Origin of the sequence: Amycolatopsis rifamycinica (assembly GCF_000695625.1) — a bacterium.
Taxonomy (GTDB): Bacteria; Actinomycetota; Actinomycetes; order Mycobacteriales; family Pseudonocardiaceae; genus Amycolatopsis; species Amycolatopsis rifamycinica.
In genome coordinates, this window is the sequence record NZ_JMQI01000070.1 from 17,136 (window position 1) to 37,405 (window position 20,270).

The 20,270-nt window shown below is 71.9% G+C and carries 23 protein-coding genes; 18 read left to right on the forward strand and 5 right to left on the reverse strand.

What is annotated here, in order from left to right:
* Nucleotides 1-56: 56 nt before the first annotated feature.
* From DV20_RS34090 to DV20_RS34135, 10 genes are all read left to right on the forward strand, one after another.
* Nucleotides 57-812: an ABC transporter ATP-binding protein gene (locus DV20_RS34090; protein ID WP_043787316.1), complete on the forward strand. Its 756-nt coding sequence runs from the start codon at nt 57-59 to the stop codon at nt 810-812.
* Nucleotides 812-3,259, forward strand: a complete 2,448-nt coding sequence (locus DV20_RS34095) for an ABC transporter permease (RefSeq protein ID WP_043787388.1) — start codon at nt 812-814, stop codon at nt 3,257-3,259. Before DV20_RS34090 ends, DV20_RS34095 begins: the two co-directional genes overlap by 1 nt.
* A gap of 27 nt (nt 3,260-3,286) precedes the next feature.
* Entirely contained in the window at nt 3,287-3,850 is a 564-nt protein-coding gene (gene pyrE / locus DV20_RS34100; RefSeq protein ID WP_043787317.1) for an orotate phosphoribosyltransferase, read from the forward strand.
* 104 nt (nt 3,851-3,954) lie between these two features.
* The gene (locus DV20_RS34105; RefSeq protein WP_043787318.1) at nt 3,955-4,506 is read left to right on the forward strand and encodes an RNA polymerase sigma factor; all 552 of its coding nucleotides are present in this window, start codon (nt 3,955-3,957) and stop codon (nt 4,504-4,506) included.
* On the forward strand, nt 4,497-5,084 hold the full coding sequence (locus DV20_RS34110) for a hypothetical protein (protein WP_043787320.1): 588 nt from the start codon (nt 4,497-4,499) through the stop codon (nt 5,082-5,084). The genes DV20_RS34105 and DV20_RS34110 overlap by 10 nt, the downstream gene beginning before the upstream one ends.
* Nucleotides 5,081-5,443: an Asp23/Gls24 family envelope stress response protein gene (locus tag DV20_RS34115; RefSeq protein WP_043787321.1), complete on the forward strand. Its 363-nt coding sequence runs from the start codon at nt 5,081-5,083 to the stop codon at nt 5,441-5,443. Before DV20_RS34110 ends, DV20_RS34115 begins: the two co-directional genes overlap by 4 nt.
* Nucleotides 5,440-5,733, forward strand: a complete 294-nt coding sequence (locus DV20_RS34120; RefSeq protein WP_043787322.1) for a hypothetical protein — start codon at nt 5,440-5,442, stop codon at nt 5,731-5,733. Before DV20_RS34115 ends, DV20_RS34120 begins: the two co-directional genes overlap by 4 nt.
* A 66-nt stretch (nt 5,734-5,799) precedes the next feature.
* Nucleotides 5,800-6,201 carry an Asp23/Gls24 family envelope stress response protein gene (locus DV20_RS34125; protein WP_051736241.1) on the forward strand — a complete coding sequence of 134 codons (402 nt, stop codon included), beginning with the start codon at nt 5,800-5,802 and terminating at the stop codon, nt 6,199-6,201.
* A 310-nt stretch (nt 6,202-6,511) separates the two neighbouring features.
* Complete coding sequence (locus tag DV20_RS34130) at nt 6,512-6,907, forward strand: DUF2784 domain-containing protein (protein ID WP_043787324.1); 396 nt, start codon at nt 6,512-6,514, stop codon at nt 6,905-6,907.
* Nucleotides 6,908-6,921: 14 nt separating this feature from the next.
* Nucleotides 6,922-7,572 (forward strand): TrmH family RNA methyltransferase, encoded by a 651-nt coding sequence (locus DV20_RS34135; protein ID WP_043787325.1) that lies wholly within the window; start codon nt 6,922-6,924, stop codon nt 7,570-7,572.
* A 1-nt stretch (nt 7,573) separates the two neighbouring features.
* Here the strand turns inward: DV20_RS34135 and DV20_RS34140 are convergent, their stop codons facing one another.
* Both DV20_RS34140 and DV20_RS34145 read right to left on the reverse strand, forming a co-directional pair.
* On the reverse strand, nt 7,574-8,542 hold the full coding sequence (locus tag DV20_RS34140) for a cellulase family glycosylhydrolase (protein WP_043787326.1): 969 nt from the start codon (nt 8,540-8,542) through the stop codon (nt 7,574-7,576).
* 68 nt (nt 8,543-8,610) lie between these two features.
* On the reverse strand, nt 8,611-10,752 hold the full coding sequence (locus DV20_RS34145) for a molybdopterin-dependent oxidoreductase (protein ID WP_043787327.1): 2,142 nt from the start codon (nt 10,750-10,752) through the stop codon (nt 8,611-8,613).
* 51 nt (nt 10,753-10,803) lie between these two features.
* On the opposite strand from DV20_RS34145, the gene DV20_RS34150 reads away from it, so the two are divergent.
* Nucleotides 10,804-11,808 (forward strand): glycoside hydrolase family 76 protein, encoded by a 1,005-nt coding sequence (locus tag DV20_RS34150; RefSeq protein ID WP_043787329.1) that lies wholly within the window; start codon nt 10,804-10,806, stop codon nt 11,806-11,808.
* Between the two features lie 98 nt (nt 11,809-11,906).
* Here the strand turns inward: DV20_RS34150 and DV20_RS34155 are convergent, their stop codons facing one another.
* Together DV20_RS34155 and DV20_RS34160 are read right to left on the reverse strand one after the other, a co-directional pair.
* Entirely contained in the window at nt 11,907-12,773 is an 867-nt protein-coding gene (locus DV20_RS34155) for a LacI family DNA-binding transcriptional regulator (protein WP_043787330.1), read from the reverse strand.
* A gap of 69 nt (nt 12,774-12,842) precedes the next feature.
* Nucleotides 12,843-13,880, reverse strand: a complete 1,038-nt coding sequence (locus DV20_RS34160; RefSeq protein ID WP_043787331.1) for a LacI family DNA-binding transcriptional regulator — start codon at nt 13,878-13,880, stop codon at nt 12,843-12,845.
* Between the two features lie 105 nt (nt 13,881-13,985).
* On the opposite strand from DV20_RS34160, the gene DV20_RS34165 reads away from it, so the two are divergent.
* The 7 genes from DV20_RS34165 (at nt 13,986) to DV20_RS34195 (ending at nt 19,589) form a co-directional block, all read left to right on the forward strand.
* Nucleotides 13,986-15,002 carry a substrate-binding domain-containing protein gene (locus DV20_RS34165; RefSeq protein WP_043787333.1) on the forward strand — a complete coding sequence of 339 codons (1,017 nt, stop codon included), beginning with the start codon at nt 13,986-13,988 and terminating at the stop codon, nt 15,000-15,002.
* On the forward strand, nt 14,999-15,994 hold the full coding sequence (locus tag DV20_RS34170; protein ID WP_043787334.1) for an ABC transporter permease: 996 nt from the start codon (nt 14,999-15,001) through the stop codon (nt 15,992-15,994). Before DV20_RS34165 ends, DV20_RS34170 begins: the two co-directional genes overlap by 4 nt.
* The gene (locus DV20_RS34175; protein ID WP_043787336.1) at nt 15,991-16,800 is read left to right on the forward strand and encodes an ATP-binding cassette domain-containing protein; all 810 of its coding nucleotides are present in this window, start codon (nt 15,991-15,993) and stop codon (nt 16,798-16,800) included. The genes DV20_RS34170 and DV20_RS34175 overlap by 4 nt, the downstream gene beginning before the upstream one ends.
* A gap of 2 nt (nt 16,801-16,802) precedes the next feature.
* On the forward strand, nt 16,803-17,630 hold the full coding sequence (locus tag DV20_RS34180) for a PfkB family carbohydrate kinase (protein WP_084093806.1): 828 nt from the start codon (nt 16,803-16,805) through the stop codon (nt 17,628-17,630).
* Nucleotides 17,627-18,262 carry a nucleoside/nucleotide kinase family protein gene (locus DV20_RS34185; RefSeq protein WP_043787338.1) on the forward strand — a complete coding sequence of 212 codons (636 nt, stop codon included), beginning with the start codon at nt 17,627-17,629 and terminating at the stop codon, nt 18,260-18,262. Before DV20_RS34180 ends, DV20_RS34185 begins: the two co-directional genes overlap by 4 nt.
* Nucleotides 18,259-18,999 (forward strand): SDR family oxidoreductase, encoded by a 741-nt coding sequence (locus DV20_RS34190; RefSeq protein ID WP_043787339.1) that lies wholly within the window; start codon nt 18,259-18,261, stop codon nt 18,997-18,999. The genes DV20_RS34185 and DV20_RS34190 overlap by 4 nt, the downstream gene beginning before the upstream one ends.
* A gap of 176 nt (nt 19,000-19,175) precedes the next feature.
* A complete protein-coding gene (locus DV20_RS34195) occupies nt 19,176-19,589 on the forward strand; it encodes a VOC family protein (RefSeq protein ID WP_043787340.1) in 414 nt (137 codons plus the stop codon).
* Nucleotides 19,590-19,591: 2 nt separating this feature from the next.
* Here the strand turns inward: DV20_RS34195 and DV20_RS34200 are convergent, their stop codons facing one another.
* Nucleotides 19,592-20,260 (reverse strand): DedA family protein, encoded by a 669-nt coding sequence (locus DV20_RS34200; RefSeq protein WP_043787341.1) that lies wholly within the window; start codon nt 20,258-20,260, stop codon nt 19,592-19,594.
* Nucleotides 20,261-20,270: the final 10 nt, after the last annotated feature.

The following is a 20,270-nucleotide window of genomic DNA, read 5'->3' on the forward strand; positions in this document are numbered from 1 at the left end:
GAAGACGCACGTGCGCACCAGGGTGATCGGTGGGGTGGCTCAATAGCGTTTCGCCCATGACAACTGGGTGGCACGAGGCAGCCGACGCGGTCCGGCTGGAGGCCGTGCGCAAGGAGTACGGCAAGGGCGTGGTCGCGCTGGACGGCGTTTCGATCGCGTTCCCGCGCGGCGGGTTCACCGCGGTGATGGGCCCGTCCGGCTCCGGCAAGAGCACGTTCCTGCACTGCGCGGCCGGCCTCGACCGGCCCACGTCCGGCCGCGTCGTGCTCGACGGCCAGGACCTCGACGGCAAGAACGAGACCTACCTGACGAAGCTGCGGCGCGACCGCGTCGGCTTCGTCTTCCAGGCGTTCAACCTGCTCCCGGCGCTGACGGTCGAGCAGAACGTCGTGCTGCCGCTGCAGCTGGCCGGCAAGCGCCCCGACAAGCGGCTCGTGGCGCGGATCCTCACCCACGTCGGGCTCGACGGGCGCCGCAAGCACCTGCCCGGGCAGCTCTCCGGCGGTCAGCAGCAGCGCGTCGCCATCGCCCGCGCCCTGATCACCAGTCCCGCCGTGCTGTTCGCCGACGAGCCGACCGGCGCCCTCGACACCCGCACCGCCGCGGAGGTGCTCGGCCTGCTGCGCGACTCCGTCCGGTCGTCGGGCCAGACGGTGATCATGGTGACGCACGACCCGGTCGCCGCCTCCTTCGCCGACGACGTCGTGTTCCTGGCCGACGGCCGGATCGCCGGGCGGCTCGCGCGGCCGACCGCCGAAGCCGTCGCCGAGCGGTTGACCCACCTGGGGGCATGGGGCCGGGTGGCGGCCTGATGTTCAAGCTGGCACTGCGGACCCTCCGCCTGCGCAAGGGCGGCTTCCTGGCGACGTTCGTCGCCGTGTTCTTCGGCGCGCTGGTGGTCTCGGCGTGCGGCGGCCTGATGGAGACCGGCATCCGGTCGGAGACGCCGGTGCAGCGGCTCGCCACGGCTCCGATCGTGGTCGGCGGGCAGCAGACGCTCGAGCTGCCGAAGGAGGACCCGGCGTCCCTCGACGCCGACGACAAGCACAAGTTCGAGAACGCGACCCTGCCCGAGCGGGTCCGGCTCGACGCGGGCCTGGCCGATCGGCTGCGCGCGGTCCCGGGCGTCACGAAGGTGGTCGGCGAGGTCAGCTTCCCGGCGCGGATCGGGGCCGCGAGCGCGCTGGGGCACGCCTGGGATTCCGCCGTTCTGACGCCGTACGCGCTGGAGGGCACCGCCCCGAAGCCCGGCGAAGTCGTCGTCGACGCCGGGCTCGGGCTCGCCGTCGGGGACACGCTGCCGGTCGCCGCGCACGGCAGCGTCAGCCCGTTCCGGATCTCCGGGATCGCCCAGGCGCCGCAGGCCATGCGGGACTCGGCCGTGTTCTTCGCTCCTTCGGACGCCGAACGGCTGTCCGGGCACCCGGGCCGCTTCGACACCATCGGCGTCTTCGGCGGTGACGTCGCCGCCGTGATCGCGGCCGTCGGGGACGCCGGGGTCGTGGCGACCGGCGTCGACCGCGGCGCCTTCGAGTTCCCCGAGACGGGCAAGGGCGGCGAAAACCTGATCGTGCTGGCCGCCGTGTCGGGCGGCCTCTCGGCGATGGTCATGGTGTTCGTCGTGGCGGGCACGCTGACGCTGTCGACGCAGCAGCGCCAACGCGAACTCGCCCTGCTGCGCGCGATCGGCACCACCCCGCGCCAGCTGCGGCGGATGGTGCTCGGCGAGGCGCTCGTCGTCGGGCTGCTCGCGGTCGGCGCCGCCGTGGTGCTCGGCCCGGTGCTCGGTGAGTGGCTGTTCGGCCGGCTCGCGGAGCACCAGGTCGTCCCGGACGTGCTGCGGTACGAGCAGGGCTGGGTGCCGGCGGTGGTCGCCGCGGGCGCGTCGCTGCTGGCCGTCGTGGGTGCTTCCTTCGTGGCGGGACGGCGTGCTTCGCGGATCCGCCCGACCGAGGCGCTCGCCGAAGCCGCCGTGGAGCGGCGCTGGCTGACGCCGATCCGGCTGGTCACCGCGATCCTGTGCTTCGCGGGCGGGACGGCGCTGGGCATCGTCACGGTCGCGGTGATGACCGGCCCGGTCGCGGCCAGCACGGCCGGTCCGGCGGTGATGCTGTGGGCGTTCGGGCTGGCGGCGATCAGCCCCGGCGTGACGAAGCTGGTGGCCTCCCTGCTGACCTGGCCGGTGCACGCGCTCACCGGCGTCAACGGCCGGGTCGCGCTGCGCAACACACGCGTCGGCGCGGTCCGGGCGGCCGGGGCGGTCACCCCGATCATGCTCGCGGTCGGCATCGCGACCGCCAACATCTACCTGCAGACCACCCAGGAAGCCGTCTCGAACCAGGCCTACACCGAGGACCTGCGCGCGGACGCGGTCGTCGGCTCGGCCGGCGGGCTCGACCCGGCGGTGCTGGGCCGGGTCAGGGCGCTGCCGGAGGTCGCGGGCGCGTCCGAGTACGTCACGAGCACGGTGTTCGTCGAGAAGCCGTTCGACTCGGGCCAGAACGACGACGGCCGGCCCGCGCTCGGCGTCAGCGAGCTGACCGGGAACGCCGTCGAGGTGCCGTCGACGCTCGGCCACCACGTCGGCGACACGCTGTCGCTGCGGCTCGGCGACGGCACGCCGGTGGACGTGCGGGTCACCGCCGTCGTCGATCAGCGTCCCGGGTTCGAAAAGCTGGTCCTGCCCGCCGGACTGCTGGCCCCGCACACGACGCTCGGGCTCGCCCCGCAGTTGCTGGTCAACGCCGCTCCCGGCGTCGACGCGGCGACGCTGACTTCGCGCCTTCGCGCGGCGACCGCCGGGCTGCCGGTGTTCGTCGGCGACCGCGGCACGCTGATCGCGGCGCACGCGAAGGGCAACGAGGTCGGCGCCTGGGTCAACTACCTGCTCGTCGGGATGATCATCGCGTACACGGTGATCTCCGTGGTGAACACGCTGGTGACGGCCACCGCGCGGCGCCGGCGCGAGTTCGGGGTGCAGCGGCTGAGCGGCTTCACCCGCGGGCAGGTGCTGCGCATGGCCGGCGTCGAAGGCGGCCTGATCGCGGCCATCGCGGTGCTGCTCGGGACGCTCGTCGCGGCGGGGGCGATCGTGCCGTTCTGCCTTGTGGTGACCGGGACGCCGCTGCCGTCGGGTCCGGTGACGATCTACCTGGCCGTGCTCGCGATCGCCGTGGTGCTCTCGCTCTCGGCGATCCTGGTGCCGGCGTGGGCCGCCACGCGCGGGCGTGCGGTCGATGCCACATCCGTCGGTGAATGAACCCGGCCGTGTGTAAGACTCTCGGCCGTGGCGAACCCCGGGTTGGATCAAGCGGCGAAACTCGAACTGGCCAGGCTGGTCACCGATCTTTCCGTGGTGCACGGAAAAGTGACCCTGGCGTCCGGCAAGGAAGCCGACTACTACATCGACCTCCGGCGGGCGACCCTGCACCACGCGGCCGCGCCGCTGATCGGCAAGCTCCTGCGCCAGCTCACGGCGGACTGGGACTACGTGGCGGCCGGCGGCCTGACGCTCGGCGCCGACCCGGTGGCGCTGGCGATGCTGCACTCCGCGGCGAACGACGGGGTCGTGCTGGACGCGTTCGTGGTCCGCAAGGCGGTCAAGGAGCACGGCATGCAGCGGCGCATCGAGGGCATGGAGGTCCGCGGCCAGCGCGTGCTGGCGGTCGAGGACACGTCCACGACCGGCGGCAGCGTCCTGACGGCGGTCGAGGCCCTGCGCGAAGCGGGCGCGAACGTCATCGGCGTCGCGACGGTCGTCGACCGTGACACCGGCGCGCGTGAGGCGATCGAGAAGGAAGGCCTCGAGTACCGGTACGTCCTCGGCAAGGACGACCTCGGCCTCGACTGAGCACCACCGGGGCGGATCCGCGGATTCGCCCCGGTGACCACCGTCACCGACAATCACCGCGTGACGTTCTCCCCGCCCCGGTGTCCTCCCCGTGAGGAGGTGCCGTGACGACGACCACGCCGCTCGACGACGTCACGCTCGTCGGCCGGGCGCGGGACGGCGACGTCCGGGCGTACGAACAGCTCGTGCTGCGCTACCAGGGCCCGATGTTCCGGCTCGCCGTCAGGCTGCTCGCCCACCGCGGCGACGCCGAGGACGTCGTGCAGGAGGTGTTCCTCAACGCCTGGCGCAAGCTCGGCCAGCTCACCGAGGACGCCGCGTTCGTCGGCTGGCTCTACCGGGCCACCACGAACCGCTGCCTCAACGCGATCCGCGCGCGCAGGCCCCGGGCCGACGTCGACCTCGACACCGCGGAGTCGCCGCGGGCCGACCTCCAGCCGGAACGGGCCGCCCAGGTGAGCGGTCAGCTCGCGGCGTTGAACGCGGCACTGGCGCAGCTGACTCCCGAGCAGCGGGCGTGCTGGCTGCTGCGGGAAGTGCACGGCCGGTCCTACGACGAGATCGGCGAAATCGTCGGCGCCAACGCGACGGCCGTCCGCGGCCGGATCGCGCGCGCCCGGGCCCAGCTGGCGGAGGTGATGAAGCCGTGGCGATGACGGACTACGAACTGCCCTGCGAACGCGATGTCGAGCAGGTGTGGGAGCGGCTCGACGCGGTCGGCGCCGGGCTGGCCGACGAACACGAGCTGACCTGCCCGCACTGCGGTGCCGCGCGCGAGAGCCTGCTGGCTCTGCGCGAGGCGACGGCCGAGCTGACGGCCGAGGAGGACGCGCCGTCGCCGGACCTGTTCACGCGGATCATGTCCGCCGTGCGCGCCGAGGTGCGGCGTGGCTCGATGGTGCGGCTGCCGACCCCGGAACCGGGGTTCGTCGAGGTCAGCGAGCAGGCGGTGGCCGCGGTGCTGCGGTACGCGGCCGACACCGTCGACGGCGTCCGGGCCCGGCGCTGCCGGGTGCGCACGGTCGCCGAGGGCGGCGTCGAAGTCGAGCTCACCCTGGCGGTGAGCCTGCGGAACGCCACGGGCGGGGCGGCGTTGGCGCGGGTGCGGGAGCGGGTGACCGCGGCGGCCGCGGCCCGGGTGGGCCTGACGCTGGCGAAGCTCGACCTGCACGTGGACGACGTGTTCGAGGAAGACGTCTTCGCGGAAGACCCGGCCGGGGAGCCGGCGGAATGAGCGTCGAGCACGTCGTCGCCGACCCGGTGATCGCCAGCGTGGCCGCGCGGGCCGCGATCACCACGCCGGGAGTGGTGCGGCTCGAACCGGGCCTGCGCGGCCTGGTGACGGCGTGGACGCGCGCGGCCCGGCAGCGGTGGAAGGGACTCGACCCGGCGCCGGCCGACGGTGTCCGGGTGCGGACCGCCGACGGCCGGGTGACCATCCAGATCGACCTGGTCACGGCGGGGGCCGACCAGGCCGCGGCGGTGGGCCGGGCGGTCCAGCGTTCGGTGACCCGGTTCGTGGCCGAGCAGACCGGCCTGGTCGTCGACGAGGTGACGGTGTCCATCATGGACATCGAGCCGGCGGTCCGATGACCGCGGACGAAACCGTCGAGCGGATCCTCGGCGCCCTCGCCACGGTGGACGGCCTTCGCCCGGCGACCCCGGAAGCCCCGTGGTCGACGGCGAGCGCCGCGGTCGGCCTGTCGGCGGAACGCGTCGAGATCCGGCTGATCGCCACGCGGCTGCCGATTCCGCCGCGGCTGGACCGGGTGGCCGAGGCCGTGCGTCCGGTGCTGGCGGGCACGGAGTGGGCGGCCGCCCGGCTGCGGCTGGTCGTCACCGACCTCGACGGTGCCGCCTTCGCGAGACCCGCGTCACAGTGACGACCTCCCGCCCCGGCTGTCCTTGGTGACGAAAGCGCTGGGGCACAGGACATCCAGGGAGGAACCATGACCGGGACCGCGCTCGTCACCCAGCAGGGCACCACCACGATCGCCGACACCGTGGTGCAGCAGATCGCCGGTCTCGCGGCGCGCGAGGTCCACGGGGTGCACGACCTCGGCGGCGGCGCGGCCCGGGCGTTCGGCGCCCTCCGCGACCGCATCCCGGGTGCGTCGGCCAGCGTGGGCCAGGGCGTGTCGGCCGAGGTCGGCGAGCAGCAGGCGGCGGTGGACCTGCAGGTGCTCGTCGAGTACGGCATCGCCATCGCGGAGCTGGCCCGCTCGGTGCGCCGCAACGTCGTGACGGCCATCGAGCGGATGACGGGGCTGGAGGTCGTCGAGGTGAACATCACCGTCACCGACATCCACATCCCGGCCGACGAGCCGGTGGCGGGCGATCGCGTCGAGTGAAATCCGGCTGCCCGGCACGCCGGCCGGGCGTACCGTCGGGATATGGAGGAGCCGCCGGAACCGCAGCGCCCAGCCGACCCGAACCGGAAGAAACCGGACGGGGCGCCGGACCAGTACCCGCACGAGGAGCCGACGCGGTACCCCGCGAAGCGGCCGCCGGAATTCCCACCGGGTGTGACTCCGCCGTCACCGCCGAGGTGAACGGCTTGCTCCGCAGGGTTGAACATCACAGCACTGGGCATTCTTAAGGGCGGACGGAACCGGCCGGCGGAGTAAAGTCGCTGGTAGGGGGATCGGTGGAGGGGGTGCGATGGCGAAGTTCCTGGCCGACGTGACCGTCGTGGTGCACATCCTGGCCTTGCTGCTCATCGGTTTCGGCGGCTTCGTGGCCTGGCGCTGGCCGAAACTGATCTTCATCCACCTGCTCGGGCTGGCCTGGGGCATCCTGGTCAACGTGGCGCCGGTGCCGTGCCCGTTCACCGCGCTGGAGAACTACTTCCGGCACCAGCAGGGCCTCGGCGACCTACCCGGCGGGTTCAACGCCTACTACCTGTACGGGACCGTGTTCCCGCAGTCGTGGCTGCCGGCGATCGGCATCGGCGCGATCGCGGTGGTCGCCTACTCCTACGTCGGCGTCTACCACCGCTGGCGCCACCGCCACGATGACGCCGAAGAAACCCACGTGCGTCCCGTCCACCTCGGCTAGGCGACAATCGCCGGGTGAACACCGTGCCCGGACCCACCGAATGGGTCAGCCGCGAAGAGGTCGGCGTCGGCCCGTGGCCGGGTGAGTGGCCCGCGGACGAGCGGTACGACCCCGAGCTGCTGCGCGACGGCGACCGCCGCAACGTCGTCGACGCCTACCGCTACTGGCGCCGCGAAGCCATTGTGTCCGATGTGGACAGCCGGCGGCACCCGTTCCACGTCGCGATCGAGAACTTCCAGCACGACCACAACATCGGCACGGTGGTGCGGACGGCCAACGCGTTCGCCGCGGCCGAGGTGCACATCGTCGGCCGCCGCCGCTGGAACCGGCGCGGCGCCATGGTGACCGACCGCTACCAGCACCTCCGCCACCACGACGACGTCGAGGGCCTGATCGCCTTCGCGGCCGAGCGCGGCCTCGCCGTCGTCGCGGTGGACAACACGCCGGGATCCCAGCCGGTCGAGACGGCCGAGATCCCCCGCGAGTGCGTCCTGCTCTTCGGCCAGGAGGGGCCAGGGCTCTCCCCGCAGGCGCAGGAAGCGGCGTCGCTGGTGGTGTCGATCGCCCAGTTCGGCACGACCCGCTCGATCAACGCCGGGGTGGCGGCCGGGATCGTCATGCACGCCTGGATCCGGCAGCACGCCGATCTCGGCCGCGCCTGGTGAGCTACAGGCCCCAGCCCCAGCGCAGCTGCGTGACCCCCGTGGCGTTGTTGGTCTCCAGGCCGCTGCCGCTCTGCCGCGTGATCGAGTACGTGTCCCCGGAACGCAGGCCGGGCCAGTAGACGACACCCATCTGCCGCGACCGGGCCAAGTCCGTGGTCGCGGCGAAGTACGCCGTGAAGTTGTTGCCGTCCTGGTGGCCGGCCGAGTAGTCCAGGCCGGTCGTCATCGGGGCGCCGGCCTCGTCGATGATCGTGCGCGACGAGTACGACCCGAGCCGGTTGCTCAGGTTCGCCGTCCACGCCGAGCGGGTCGTGTCCGAGGCCCAGAAGCCGTAGAAGTGCAGCGACAGCAGCGTGCCGGTCAACGCGCTCGCCGCGCCGACCCCGGTGACGTTGTCGTTGTAGCCGGTGCCGCTGATCAGCACCCGGCCGCGCGGGATGGCCGAGTGCCGGGACAGCCAGGTCGAGCAGAGCGAAACCCAGGCGTTCAGGCTGTAGCCGAACGGCTCGTTCATCGGCTCGAAGTACACGTTGCCGTTGCCGCCGTAGTCGGCGGTGACCTTGTCCCACATGGTGTTCCAGGCGCCTCCGTCGTCGACGAAGCCGTCCTTGTTCGCTTCCCAGTAGCCGAAGATGACCTTCATGCCGTGGGACAGGGCCGAGTCGGCGGCGCCCTTGTACCGCCCCCACCAGTCCGAGTTGACGCTCTGCGGGTTGATCGGCAGCCGCACGGTGTTCGCGCCGAGCTTGGTCTGGAAGCCGGTGATGATGCCGTCGGCCTTGCCGCGGACGCTGTCGTAGCTGTCCCCGGCGGTGAGGCCGGTCGGGATCACCCAGCCGTCCACGTAGTTGTCGCGGGCGTCCGCCCAGTTGACGCCGCGGAAGGAGCTGGTCGCGGCGGCAGCGCTTTCCGGAACGGCGAAGAGGGGGACGAGCAGCAGGACGAGCAGGCAGCGACGAAGACGGGCCATGCGAACTCCGATGTTCACGTAAACATGCCGCGTCGAGAATCCTCGACGGCCCGCGGGACGTCAAGGGTTCAGACGGGTGCGACCTCGACCGGGATGCCGTTCAACACCGACGTTCCGGACGGAACGTCCAGCAGCGTCTCGTCGGCGACCAGGTTCGAGTTGACCCCGGGGTTCGCCCGCGCCACCCGCGTCCGCGAGCCGTCGACGTCGTGGCCCCAGCCGTGCGGGATGCTGACGACGCCCGGCCGCACCTCGTCGGTCACCTCGACCGGGACCTGCAGTTTTCCGGCCCGGGACGTCACCGAGGCGAGGCCGCCGTCGGTCAGGCCCAGGCGCGTCGCGTCGGCCGGGTGGACCTGCACCGTGCACCGGTTGCCGCCGCGGATCAGCGGTTCCAGGTTGTGCATCCACGAGTTGTTCGAGCTCAGGTGCCGCCGCCCGATCAGCACCAGGCCGTCTTCCGCGGTTTTCGCGAGCTCTTCCCGCAACCGCGGAACGTCGGCGACGACCGGCTCGGGCGCGAGTTCGATCCGGCCGGACGCCGTGCACAGCACCTCGGGAATCCGCGGCTGGAGCGGCCCGAAGTCCATCCCGTGCGGCGCGGCCTCGAGGTCGGCCAGCGTGACGTCGTAGGGCCCGGCGCGCAGCAGGAGGTCGACCAGACGCGCGGGGCCGGTGCGGTCGCCGGCGTCGGCGACGTCGAGCCCGTTGCGGCGGGCGGTCTCCGCGGCGACGAAGTCGTCCAGCGCCGCGACGTCGGCCTCGGGCCCCTGACCGGCGACGATGCCGGTGAGCCGCAGCATGGTCTCCCACTCCTGCGGCAGCGCCGACGGCAGGGTCGCGGGCGTCCAGTTGGCGATGTTGCGGATCGAAAGCTGGTAGAAGGCCAGGTCGAAGTGCGGACGCTCGAGCGGCGACGGCCCGGGCAGGATGACGTCGGCGTGGCGGGACGTCTCGTTGAGGTAGACGTCGACGGAGATCATGAAGTCGAGGTCCTCGAGGGCCGCGGCGAGCCGCCCGGCGTTCGGCGTGCTCAGGCACGGGTTGCCGCTGACCGTGATCAGCGCGCGGACCTGGCCTTCGCCCGGGGTCTCGATCTCGTCGGCGAGCGTCGCGACCGGCAGCTCACCGACGACCTCGGGGAGGCCGCGCACGCGGCTGCGCCAGCGCCCGACGGCGAACGGCCGCCGGTTCCCGGTCGGCTGGCACGCGGCCAGCGGGAACATCGCGCCGCCCGGTGAGTCGAGGTGGCCGGTGAGCACGTTGAGGACGTCGACCAGCCAGCTCGCGATGGTGCCGAAGGCCTGCGTCGTGGTGCCGATCCGGCCGTAGACCACGGCGTTGTCGGAGGCGAGCTCCCGGGCCATCCGGCGGATGTCGGCCGCGTCGATGCCGGTGCGCGGGGCGACGGCTTCCGGGGTGAACGGCTGGGCCAGTTCGCGGACGTCGCCGAGGCCGTTGAGGTGGTCCGCGAGCCGTCCCGGCGCGACGAGGTTCTCCGCGAACAGGACGTTGACCAGCGCGAACAGCAGCAGCGCGTCGGTGCCGGGCCGGATGGCGTGGTGCTCGTCGGCGAACTGGGCGGTGCGCGTGCGGCGCGGGTCGACGACGACGATCTTGCCGCCGCGCTCGCGGATGCCGCGCAGCCGGCCGCGGATGTCCGGCGCGGTCATCAGGCTGCCGTTGGAGACGAGCGGGTTGGCGCCGAGGATGAGCAGGTGCCGCGTCCGGTCGAGGTCGGGCACCGGGATGGCGAGCGGGTCGCCGAACATCGTGCCGGCGGAGTAGTGCTTCGGCAGCTGGTCGACCGACGTCGCGCTGTAGAAGTTCTTGGTACCCAAGGCTTTGTAGAGCACGCGGCCGTAGAGCGTCAGCGCGATGTTGTGCACGCCGGGGTTGCCCGCGTACACGGCGACGGCGTCCCGGCCGTGCTGCTCGAGGATCGGCGGCAGGCGGCGGGCGATCTCGTCGTAGGCCTCCTGCCAGCTGACCTCGACGAACTCGCCGTCGCGCTTGAGCAGCGGGGTGGTCAGCCGATCGGGGTCGTGGTGGAGCGCGCCGAGCGAAGCGCCCTTGGGGCAGATGTACCCCCGCGAGAAGACGTCCCGCTCGTCACCTTGGACGCGAGTGACCTGCTGGTTCGCGTCGAGCGTCACTTCCAGGCCGCAGGTGGCTTCGCACAGCGGGCAGGTGACGTGGGCCGTCGTCATGAAGACCGAACATACCGAGCGGTATGTCGATGGGCAAGGCACGATTGCGACATGGACGTCTCGGCCGCGGAACGCGCGGTGACCGCACGGCACCTGCGCCGGGTGTGGGCGCTGCCCGGCACGGTACTGGGCCGCAGCCGCTGGCCGGCGGCGCTCGACCAGCGGGTGCACTGGCACTGGAACTACTGGTGGCAGGCCCACCTGCTGGACACGCTGGTCGACGCCCAACTGCGGGCGCCTTCACCGGCGCGCCTGGCGTTGATCCGCGCGTTCGTGCGTTCGGTGCGGCTGCGCAACTTCGGCCGCTGGACCAACGACTACTACGACGACATCGCGTGGCTCGGCCTTGCGCTGCAACGAGTTGCGGCGCTGGGCATCGACGTCGGCCCGGCCTTGGCGGCCATCGACGCGCAGCTCCTCTCGGGCTGGACGGCGGCCACGGGCGGCGGCATCTGGTGGCGCCGCGGCGACGACTTCAAGAACGCCCCGGCCAACGGCCCGGCGGCGATCTTCCACGCCCGGTCCGGGAACCTCGCCCGCGCCCGGGCGATGACCTCGTGGCTGACGTCCACTTTGGTCGATCCCGGCTCCGGCTTGGTCTGGGACGGCATCAGGGCGGACACCGGCGAGCTGGTGAAGCACATTTTCACGTACTGCCAAGGGGTCTACCTGGGCGCGTGCCTGGAGGTGTCCTTAGTGGACGACGCCGCGCGAACCGTGCGGGCGGTCGCGGAGCACCTGGCGCCGGGAGGCGTCATCCGCGGCCAAGGAGGCGGCGACGGCGGCCTGTTCGCGGCGATCCTGGCCCGGTACCTGGCCTTGGCGGCTCGCTCCCTGCCCGGCCCGGAAGCCTCGGTGGCCCGGTCACTGGTACTGACGTCGGCGGAGGCGTGCTGGTCGGGCGCGGCTGACACACCGGAGGGTCCGGTGTTCAGCGCGCACTGGGACCGCCCGGCGCCGTGGCCGTTGCCGGAGGACGCCCCGGAACGCGACCTGTCGGTCCAGGTGGGCGGCTGGATGCTCCTCGAAGCCGCCGCAACCCTGAAGCCGGCATAACTCCACGATCCGGAGCCGCGACCTCCACGTCACTTTCACGTGAAAGTGACATGGAGGAGCCACCTCCGGGTCACTTTCACGTGAAAGCTCCGCTTCGGTCAGCAGCCGCAGGAGGCGCCGTGCAGGAATTTCGGGGTCAGGGAGACCGATTCCGGGGGCCGGTCCGGGTCCGCCATGCGGGACATCAGCAGCTGCACCGCCCGGCGGCCCAGGTCCGCGACCGGCTGGACCAGCGTCGTCACCGCCGGGCTCACGCGGCGGGCCCAGTCCATGTCGCCGTAGCCGACCACCGCCAGCTCCGAGCCGATCCGGATGCCGCGGCGGTGGGCCTCGTACTGGACGCCCACCAGCATCGACTCGTCCGCCACCACCAGGGCCGTCGGGGAGGGCCAGCCGTCCAAGAGCTTGGCCGTCGCGCGGGTGGCGCCGCCCGGGTTCGAGAACCCGGACTCCACCAGCTCGCGGTTGAAGCGCAGGCCCGCCTGCTCCAGCCCCAGCCGGTAGCCGCGGACGCGCTCGCGGCTGATCTCCAGGCCCTCGTCGCCCGAGACCAGGCCGATCTTGCGGTGCCGCCGGTCGGTCAGGTGGCGGACCAGCGACGCCACCGCGTGCACGTTCTCCGTGCCGACCTGGTCGACGTCGTTGCGCGCGGCCACGCGGTCGACCAGCACCGTCGGCACGCCCATCCGCACCAGGCCGTTGATCACCGCTTCGTCGCCGGCCGAGGGAACCAGCAGCACGCCGTCCACCAGGTCCGCGCGCAGCGCGCGCACCACCTCGGCCTCTTCGCCCACGGTGTCCTCGGTGTCCGCCAGCACGACGTCGCACCCCGCCTGCGCGGCGGCCGCCCTGATGGCGCGCAGCAGTTCGCCGGAGTACGGGTGCGCGTGCACCCCCATCGCGACGCCGATCCGGTAGGTGACCGGGGGGTCCCACAACCGGAGGTCCGGCGAAAGTGCGGTCATAAGCCCTCGCAGACGCTCAGGCGAAAGGTATCGGCTGAACGCCCGGGCCGAGGTATCAGGAACCCAGATTCACTGAAGTGAGTGAACCGGGGGACAGCCGCACGACTCACGGTGACGCAGGGTGGGTGCCAGCCGGACCGTTTCGGCCTTGCGGCCCGGGTCGTTGATCCGGGCCAGCAGCAGCCGCACCGCCTGCCGGCCGATCTCCTCGATGGGCTGCGCCATCGTCGTCAGCGGCGGGTCGACCAGGTCCGCCCACTCGACGTCGTCGTAGACCACCACCGGCAGGTCGCGCCCGATCCGCAGGCCGCGCCGCCGCGCCTCGTGCAGCACGCCGACCATCATGCTGTCGTTCCCGACCACCAGCGCCGTCGGCGGCTCGGGCAGCGCGAGCAGCGTGCTCAAGGCGAGCGCACCGCCTTCGCGCGAGGAGTTTCCGCAGGCCACGAGGTCGGACGACCACGTGAGCCCGGACCGGCCGAGGCCCAGCCGGTAGCCGAGCACGCGCTCCTCGCTCGTCGACAGCCCGGGTACGCCGCTGATCATCCCGATCCGCCGGTGCCCGAGCGTCGCCAGGTGCGCGGTCAGCGCCGACATCGCCTGGATGTTTTCCGAGCCGACCTGGTCGACGTCGGTGCGGGTGGACAGCCGGTCGATCAGCACGGTCGGCACGTCGAGGGACACCAGCTCGCCGATCACCGGGCCGTCGCCGGGCGCCGGGGTGATGAGCAGGCCGTCGACGCGACGGGAGCGCAGCGCCCGCACGGTGTCACGTTCGGTGTCCGCCGCGTCGTGCGTGTCGGCCAGCAGGACGGTGTACCCGTGCGCCGACGCCTCCCGCTCGATCGCCTGCATCAGCGTCGCGAAGTACGGGTTGGCCATCAGGGAGATCGCCATCCCGATCGACCGGGTCCCGCCCGTGACCAGCGAGCGCGCGATGGCGTCGCCGGTGTAGCCGGTCGCCTCGATCGCCCGCAGCACCGCCGCTTTGGTGTCCTCGGCGACCGCCCGCGTCCCGTTCACCACGTGCGAGACGGTCGTGATCGACACGCCCGCGAGCTCGGCGATGTCCCGCTGGGTCGGCCGCGAAGACTTCGACTGGGGCATACCCATCCTTTCCGGCAAGCGTTTGCGCAAACGCTTGCGCGCCAGGAGCAGTCTGTCTACCTTCCCGACCATCGGCAAGCCTCGAGTGGAAAAGGCGGGGAATCCATGAGACAGCGAAGTCTCACCGCGCTCACGCTGGCCGCCGTCCTCGCCGCGACGACCGGGTGCACGGTCGAACGCCACTGGGGCGGCAACACCAACACCGGCGGGAGCGGCAAGGCCAAGGTCGGCCTGGTCACCAAGACCGACACCAACCCCTACTTCGTGGAGCTGCGCAACGCCGCGAGAGCGGCCGCGCAGGCCAACGGCGCCGACTTCAGCGCCCTCGCCGGCCAGTTCGACGGCGACAACGACGGCCAGGTCCGCGCCATCGAAAACCTCCGCCAGCAGGGCGCGAACACCATCCTCATCACGCCGAGCTCGTCCACCGGCGTGCTCAAGGCGATCAAGGACGCCCGCGACGCGGGGGTCCTGGTCATCGCCCTCGACACGGCGACCGAACCGGCCGACGCCGTCGACGCCACCTTCGCCACCGACAACTTCGCGGCCGGCGAGCAGCAGGGCGCCTACGTCAAGGCCGCGCTGGCCGGCACCCCGCCCAAGCTGCTCATGGTCGACGGGACCGCGGGCAGCACGGTCGACACCCAGCGCCACGGCGGGTTCCTCAAGGGCATCGGGCTGACCGACGGCTCGCCGGAGATCAAGGGGCACACCGCGGCCAACGGCGACCAGAGCCTCGCCCAGCAGGGCATGGAGAACCTGCTCCAGCGCAGCACCGACATCAACGCCGTCTACTCGATGAACGAGCCGATGGGCCGCGGTTCGTACGCGGCGCTGAAGGCGCGTGGGCTCACCGGGCGGATCGTCATGGGCTCGATCGACGGCGGCTGCGAAGGCGTCCAGAACGTCAAGGACGGCCAGTTCGCCGCCACCGTCATGCAGTTTCCGGCGAAGATGGCCGAGCAAGGGGTGCTCGCCGCCGTCGAGTACGCCAAGACCGGCAAGAAGCCGTCGGGGTTCGTCAACACCGGGTCCGCGGTGATCACCGACAAGCCCGTGCCCGGCGTCGAGAGCCACGACACCGCGTGGGGCCTGCAGAACTGCTGGGGAGGCAAGAAATGACGACGGCCACCGCTACACCCGCACGGGAACGTGAATCGCTCGGCGACTTCCTCCTCCGCGCCCCCGCGGTCGGCCCGGCGCTCGCGCTGGTCGTCGCGATCGTGGTGTTCTCACTGGCCACGGACACGTTCTTCGACCTCGACAACCTGTCCACAGTGGTCCAGCAGTCGCTCGTCGTCGGGACGCTCGCGCTGGGCCAGACGCTCGTCATCCTCATCGCGGGCATCGACCTGTCCAACGCCGCTTCGATGGTCGTCGCGACGCTGATCATGGCGAAACTCGCGGCGGCCGGGACCAACGGTTTCGTCGCGCTGCTCGCCGGCGTCGTCCTGACGATCATCGTCGGCATCTTCATCGGCGGGCTGGCGACCCGGATCAAGCTGCCGGCGTTCATCATCACGCTCGGCACGTTCACCATGCTGACCGCGGTGTCGAAGCTGATCGCGGGCGGGCAGGCCGTCCCGGTGACCGACGGGCTGCTGCAGTGGCTCGGCACCAAGCGCTACCTCTTCGGCGGGATCCCGATCACCTACGGCATGACGCTGGCGCTGCTCATGTACCTCGGCGTCTGGTACGCGCTCACGAAAACCGCGTGGGGCAAGCACGTCTACGCGGTCGGCAACGCGCCGGAGTCCGCGCGGCTGTCCGGCATCAAGGTCAACCGCACGGTGCTGTCGGTCTACATCGTCGCCGGGCTGACCTTCGGCATCGCGGCCTGGCAGGCGCTCGGCCGGACGCCGAACGCCGACCCGAACCAGTTCCAGCTCGGCAACCTCGACTCGATCACCGCCGTCGTCCTCGGCGGCACGAGCCTTTTCGGCGGCCGCGGCTCGGTGCTCGGGACGCTGATGGGCGCCCTGGTCGTGGCGGTGCTGCGGTCGGGCCTGACGCAGATGAACGTCGACGGCAACTACCAGGACCTCGCCACCGGCGCCCTGCTCATCGCCGCCGTCGTGGTGGACCGGATCGCGAGGAGGCAGCAGCAGTCATGACCGAACCGATCCTCCAGGCCCGCGGCCTGGTCAAGCGCTACGGCCGGGTGACCGCCATCGACGGCGCCGACTTCGACCTGCTGCCCGGCGAGGTGCTCGCCGTCGTCGGCGACAACGGTGCCGGGAAGTCGTCGCTCATCAAAACCCTGTCCGGCGCGGTGATCCCCGACGAAGGGGAGATCAAAGTGGACGGCAAGACCGTCCACTTCAAGTCCCCTTTGGACGCTCGGCACTACGGGATCGAGACGGTGTACCAGGACCTCGCCGTCGCGCCCGCGCTCGACATCGCGTCGAACATGTTCCTGGGCCGGGAAAAGCGGCTCAAGGGGCCGCTCGGGCTGTTCCGCAAGCTCGACACCGCGACCATGCGGTCCGAGGCGCAGCGGATCCTCGACGAGCTGGGCATCAACATCAAGTCGATCAGCCAGCCCGTCGAGACGCTGTCCGGTGGCCAGCGGCAAGGCGTCGCCGTCGCGCGTGCCGCGGCGTTCGGCACCAAGGCGGTGATCATGGACGAGCCCACCGCCGCGCTCGGCGTCGCCGAGTCCGGCAAGGTGCTCGACCTGATCGGCCGGATCCGCGACCGCGGCCTGCCGGTGGTGCTGATCAGCCACAACATGCCGCACGTGTTCGACATCGCCGACCGCATCCACGTGCACCGCCTCGGCAAGCGGGTCGCGCTCGTCTCGCCGAAGACGCACTCGATGAACCAGGTCGTCGGCCTGCTCACCGGGGCGTTGCGGCTCAACGACAACGGCGAAGTCGAAGAAGCGGCCGCCGCGACGCACGTGGCCGGTTTGAGTTGAGGGTGCTGCTGGCGGGCTTGTGCACCGTGGACGTCGTCCAGCGGGTCGAGGAGCTTCCGGCGCCGGGCGAGAAGGTGCAGTCGCTGCGGGTGGACGTCGCCGCGGGTGGGCCCGCGACGAACGCCGCGGTGACGGCGGCCGCGCTCGGCGCCGAGGCGACCCTGCTGACCGTCCTCGGGGCACACCCGCTGGCGGCGCTCGCCCGCGCCGACCTCGAGCCGCACGGCGTCCGGCTGATCGACCTGGCCCCCGGCCTGACCGACCCGCCCCCGGTCAGCGCCGTCGCCGTCCGCGACCGCGACGGCGAGCGCACCGTCGTCTCCCGCAACGCCGGAGGGCGGCACTTTCACGTGAAAGTGCCGCTTTTGGCAGCTGATGTCATTTTGCTTGACGGGCATTATCCTGAGCTTGCGTTGGGGGTGGCGCGGGAAAAGAAGGCGCCGGTGGTGCTGGATGCCGGGAGCTGGAAGCCCGTGCTGGACGAGCTGCTGCCCCTGGTCGACATCGCCGCGTGCTCCGCGCACTTCAGCGCGCCCGGCCCCGGCCTGCACGAGCGCGGTGTCCCGACCGTGATCACCACCGCGGGCCCGCGTCCGGTGCGGTGGTCCACTGCGGACGGCGGCTCGGGTGAGGTGCCTGTCGCGAACGTGGAAGCGCGGGACACACTAGGGGCGGGCGACGTCTGGCACGGCGCGCTCGCCGTGGCCGTGACGCGCGAACGGACGGTGACGGACCGGATCCGCTTCGCCAACGAGGTGGCCGCCGAACGGGTGCGGCATGTGGGACCGCGGTCGTGGACGACCGCGATCGCAGGAAGGAACAGGACATGACGGCGTTCGACGACCTGCTGGCCAGGGCCGAGGGGCTGACCGTGCGCGGGCAGCGCAACGTGCTCGGCATCGTGGGCGCGCCCGCGTCCGGCAAGACCACCCTCGCCTGGGCGCTGGCCAACGCGCTCGGCTCGCGCGCGGCGGTGGTCGGCATGGACGGCTTCCACCTCGCGCAGGTCGAGCTGCGCCGGCTCGGCCGCACCGAGCGCAAGGGCGCTCCTGACACGTTCGACGCCGCCGGCTACTACCACCTCATCCGCCGCCTGGCCGAAGGCCGCGAGACGGTGTACGCGCCGGAGTTCCGCCGCGAGATCGAGGAGCCGATCGCCGGGGCCGTCGCGGTGCCGCCGGAGGTCCAGCTCGTCATCACCGAGGGCAACTACCTGCTGCTGCCGGACGACCCGTGGAGCGCGATCCGGCCGCTGCTCACCGAGGCCTGGTTCCTAGCACCGGACGAGCCCGAGCGCATCGAGCGGCTCGTGTCGCGCCACCGCCGCTACGGCCGTTCGCTGGTCGAGGCCCGGCAGCGCGCGCTCGGCTCGGACCAGCGCAACGCCGACCTCATTTCGCAGACGCGGGACCGCGCGGACCTGGTTCTGGAGAACCTGCCGCTGGCCAACTTCGCGATTTGACCCTCATCGTCACGGGCGGCAGCCGCGGGATCGGCGCGGCGATCTGCGAGCTGGCCGCCTCGCGCGGATACGACGTCGTCGTGAACTACTCCGGCGACCCCGCACCCGCCGAAGCCGTCGCCGCGCGGGTGCGTGCTTCGGGACGGCAGGCGCGGGCGGTTCGCGCGGACGTCTCCCGCGAGGACGACGTCCGCGAGCTGTTCGACGCGGCGGCCGAGCTGGGCCCGGTCACCGCACTGGTCAACAACGCGGCGATCGTCGGCAACACCCCCGGCCGGCTGGAGGACTACGACGTCGAGGTGGTCCGGCGCACGCTCGACGTGAACGTGACGGGCGTGTTCCTGTGCTGCCGCGAGGCGGTCCGCCGGATGTCGGCCCGCCACGGCGGCGACGGCGGCGCGATCGTCAACATCTCCTCGACGGCGGCCCGCACCGGCTCGGCCGGCGAGTGGGTGCACTACGCGGCGTCGAAGGCGGCGGTGGACACGCTGACGTTCGGGCTGGCGCAGGAAGTCGCGGCGGACGGGATCCGCGTCAACGCCGTCCGGCCCGGCATGATCCACACGGGCCTGCACGCGGCCGCCGGCCTGCCGGACCGGATGGCGAAGTACGCACCGCAGATCCCGATGGGCCGCGCCGGGCAGCCGTCGGAGATCGCCGAAGCGGTGCTGTTCCTGCTGTCCAACGCGTCATCGTTCACCACTGGCGCGGTTCTGGAGGTCGGTGGCGGCCGGTGACCGACCGGGCACGCTCTGATAATTCGGAATGACCTTCGGTCACCGGCGTCCGCTTGCTGAGACGACCGGAGACGGCGAGATCACGATCGGACCGGGAACTTGGTCACCCTGGTTTCGGCGGTCGAACGCTGTGCAACTCTGGGGAGCCGCCACGAGAAAGGACGGCTTCGGAAGCCATGGCCAAACTGATGTCCGTGCACCACCTCGCGCTCACCGTGACCGACGTGGACCGCAGCGTGCCGTGGTACGTGCGTGTCCTCGACCTCGAGGAGGTCACCCGGCGCGAAGAGCCGGACACGGGACTGCGCAAGGTTGTGCTCCGCTCCGCCGGGGACGAGTTCTCGGTGGTCCTGGTGCAGCACGCGGACACCGGACGGCGCGGCTTCGACGAACGCCGGACCGGCCTCGACCACGTCGCCTTCCGGGTGCGTTCGGCGGCCGAACTGGCGGAGTGGGAATGCCGGCTGCAGGAGTTCGGCGTCCACTACCAGGACGCGGCGCCCTCGCGCACCTTCGAAGGCTCGCGGGTCGTCGTGTTCCGCGATCCGGACGGCATCCAGCTGGAGATCTGGGCCGACCCGGAGCTCTGAGGTCAGGCCCGCGCGTCGTCCGGCTCGTCGACCGGCCGGCGCATTTCCTGGCGGTAGCGCAGCACGCCGTACCCGGTGCCGACCACGAAGAAGGCGATGCTGGCCCACAGGGCCACCGTCTTCACCCACGGCAGTGAGTCCAGCAGGCCCGCGCCGTAGTACCCCAGCAGGACCAGCGTCGGCACCCACAGCAGCCCGCCCAGCGTCGTCGCCGCCAGGAACCGGCGCGGGTCCATGCGGGCCGCGCCCGCGATCAGCGGGGCCAGCGTGCGGATCCACGGGATCCAGCGGGCCGCCACGATCGCGAAGAAGCCCTTGCGGTCGAGGAACCGCTGCGCGCGTTCCAGTGACTGCCGGTTCAGCACCTTGCCGTCGCGCCTCGCGATCAGCTTCGTGCCGCTGGTGCGGCCGATGTAGTAGCCGATCTGGTTGCCCAGGACCGCGACGATCAGCGCGGCCCCCGACAGGAACCACGCGTTGGCGTCCGAACCGTGCTGGGCCAGCACCACCCCCGCCCCGAACAGGAGCGAGTCACCGGGCAGGAACAGCCCGATGATCAGCGCGCACTCGATCAGCACGAAGCTCAGCACGATCACCCAGACGAGCAGCGGTCCGGCGGTGTCCAGCCAGCTCACGCCGACGCCGGCGGCCTCGATGCTCACGACGTTCACCCCGCGAGCC

What these genes read in the sequence shown, in the direction of transcription:
- DV20_RS34095 (WP_043787388.1), top strand. Translation starts at nt 812, where the DNA reads ATGTTCAAGCTGGCACTGCGGACCCTCCGCCTGCGCAAGGGCGGCTTC.
- DV20_RS34115 (WP_043787321.1), top strand. Translation starts at nt 5,081, where the DNA reads ATGAGCGTCGAGCACGTCGTCGCCGACCCGGTGATCGCCAGCGTGGCC.
- DV20_RS34175 (WP_043787336.1), top strand. Translation starts at nt 15,991, where the DNA reads ATGACCGAACCGATCCTCCAGGCCCGCGGCCTGGTCAAGCGCTACGGC.
- DV20_RS34130 (WP_043787324.1), top strand. Translation starts at nt 6,512, where the DNA reads ATGGCGAAGTTCCTGGCCGACGTGACCGTCGTGGTGCACATCCTGGCC.
- DV20_RS34195 (WP_043787340.1), top strand. Translation starts at nt 19,176, where the DNA reads ATGGCCAAACTGATGTCCGTGCACCACCTCGCGCTCACCGTGACCGAC.
- DV20_RS34145 (WP_043787327.1), bottom strand. Translation starts at nt 10,752, where the DNA reads ATGACGACGGCCCACGTCACCTGCCCGCTGTGCGAAGCCACCTGCGGC.
- DV20_RS34170 (WP_043787334.1), top strand. Translation starts at nt 14,999, where the DNA reads ATGACGACGGCCACCGCTACACCCGCACGGGAACGTGAATCGCTCGGC.
- DV20_RS34090 (WP_043787316.1), top strand. Translation starts at nt 57, where the DNA reads ATGACAACTGGGTGGCACGAGGCAGCCGACGCGGTCCGGCTGGAGGCC.
- DV20_RS34120 (WP_043787322.1), top strand. Translation starts at nt 5,440, where the DNA reads ATGACCGCGGACGAAACCGTCGAGCGGATCCTCGGCGCCCTCGCCACG.
- DV20_RS34165 (WP_043787333.1), top strand. Translation starts at nt 13,986, where the DNA reads ATGAGACAGCGAAGTCTCACCGCGCTCACGCTGGCCGCCGTCCTCGCC.
- DV20_RS34125 (WP_051736241.1), top strand. Translation starts at nt 5,800, where the DNA reads ATGACCGGGACCGCGCTCGTCACCCAGCAGGGCACCACCACGATCGCC.
- DV20_RS34150 (WP_043787329.1), top strand. Translation starts at nt 10,804, where the DNA reads ATGGACGTCTCGGCCGCGGAACGCGCGGTGACCGCACGGCACCTGCGC.
- DV20_RS34160 (WP_043787331.1), bottom strand. Translation starts at nt 13,880, where the DNA reads ATGCCCCAGTCGAAGTCTTCGCGGCCGACCCAGCGGGACATCGCCGAG.
- DV20_RS34140 (WP_043787326.1), bottom strand. Translation starts at nt 8,542, where the DNA reads ATGGCCCGTCTTCGTCGCTGCCTGCTCGTCCTGCTGCTCGTCCCCCTC.
- DV20_RS34185 (WP_043787338.1), top strand. Translation starts at nt 17,627, where the DNA reads ATGACGGCGTTCGACGACCTGCTGGCCAGGGCCGAGGGGCTGACCGTG.
- DV20_RS34155 (WP_043787330.1), bottom strand. Translation starts at nt 12,773, where the DNA reads ATGACCGCACTTTCGCCGGACCTCCGGTTGTGGGACCCCCCGGTCACC.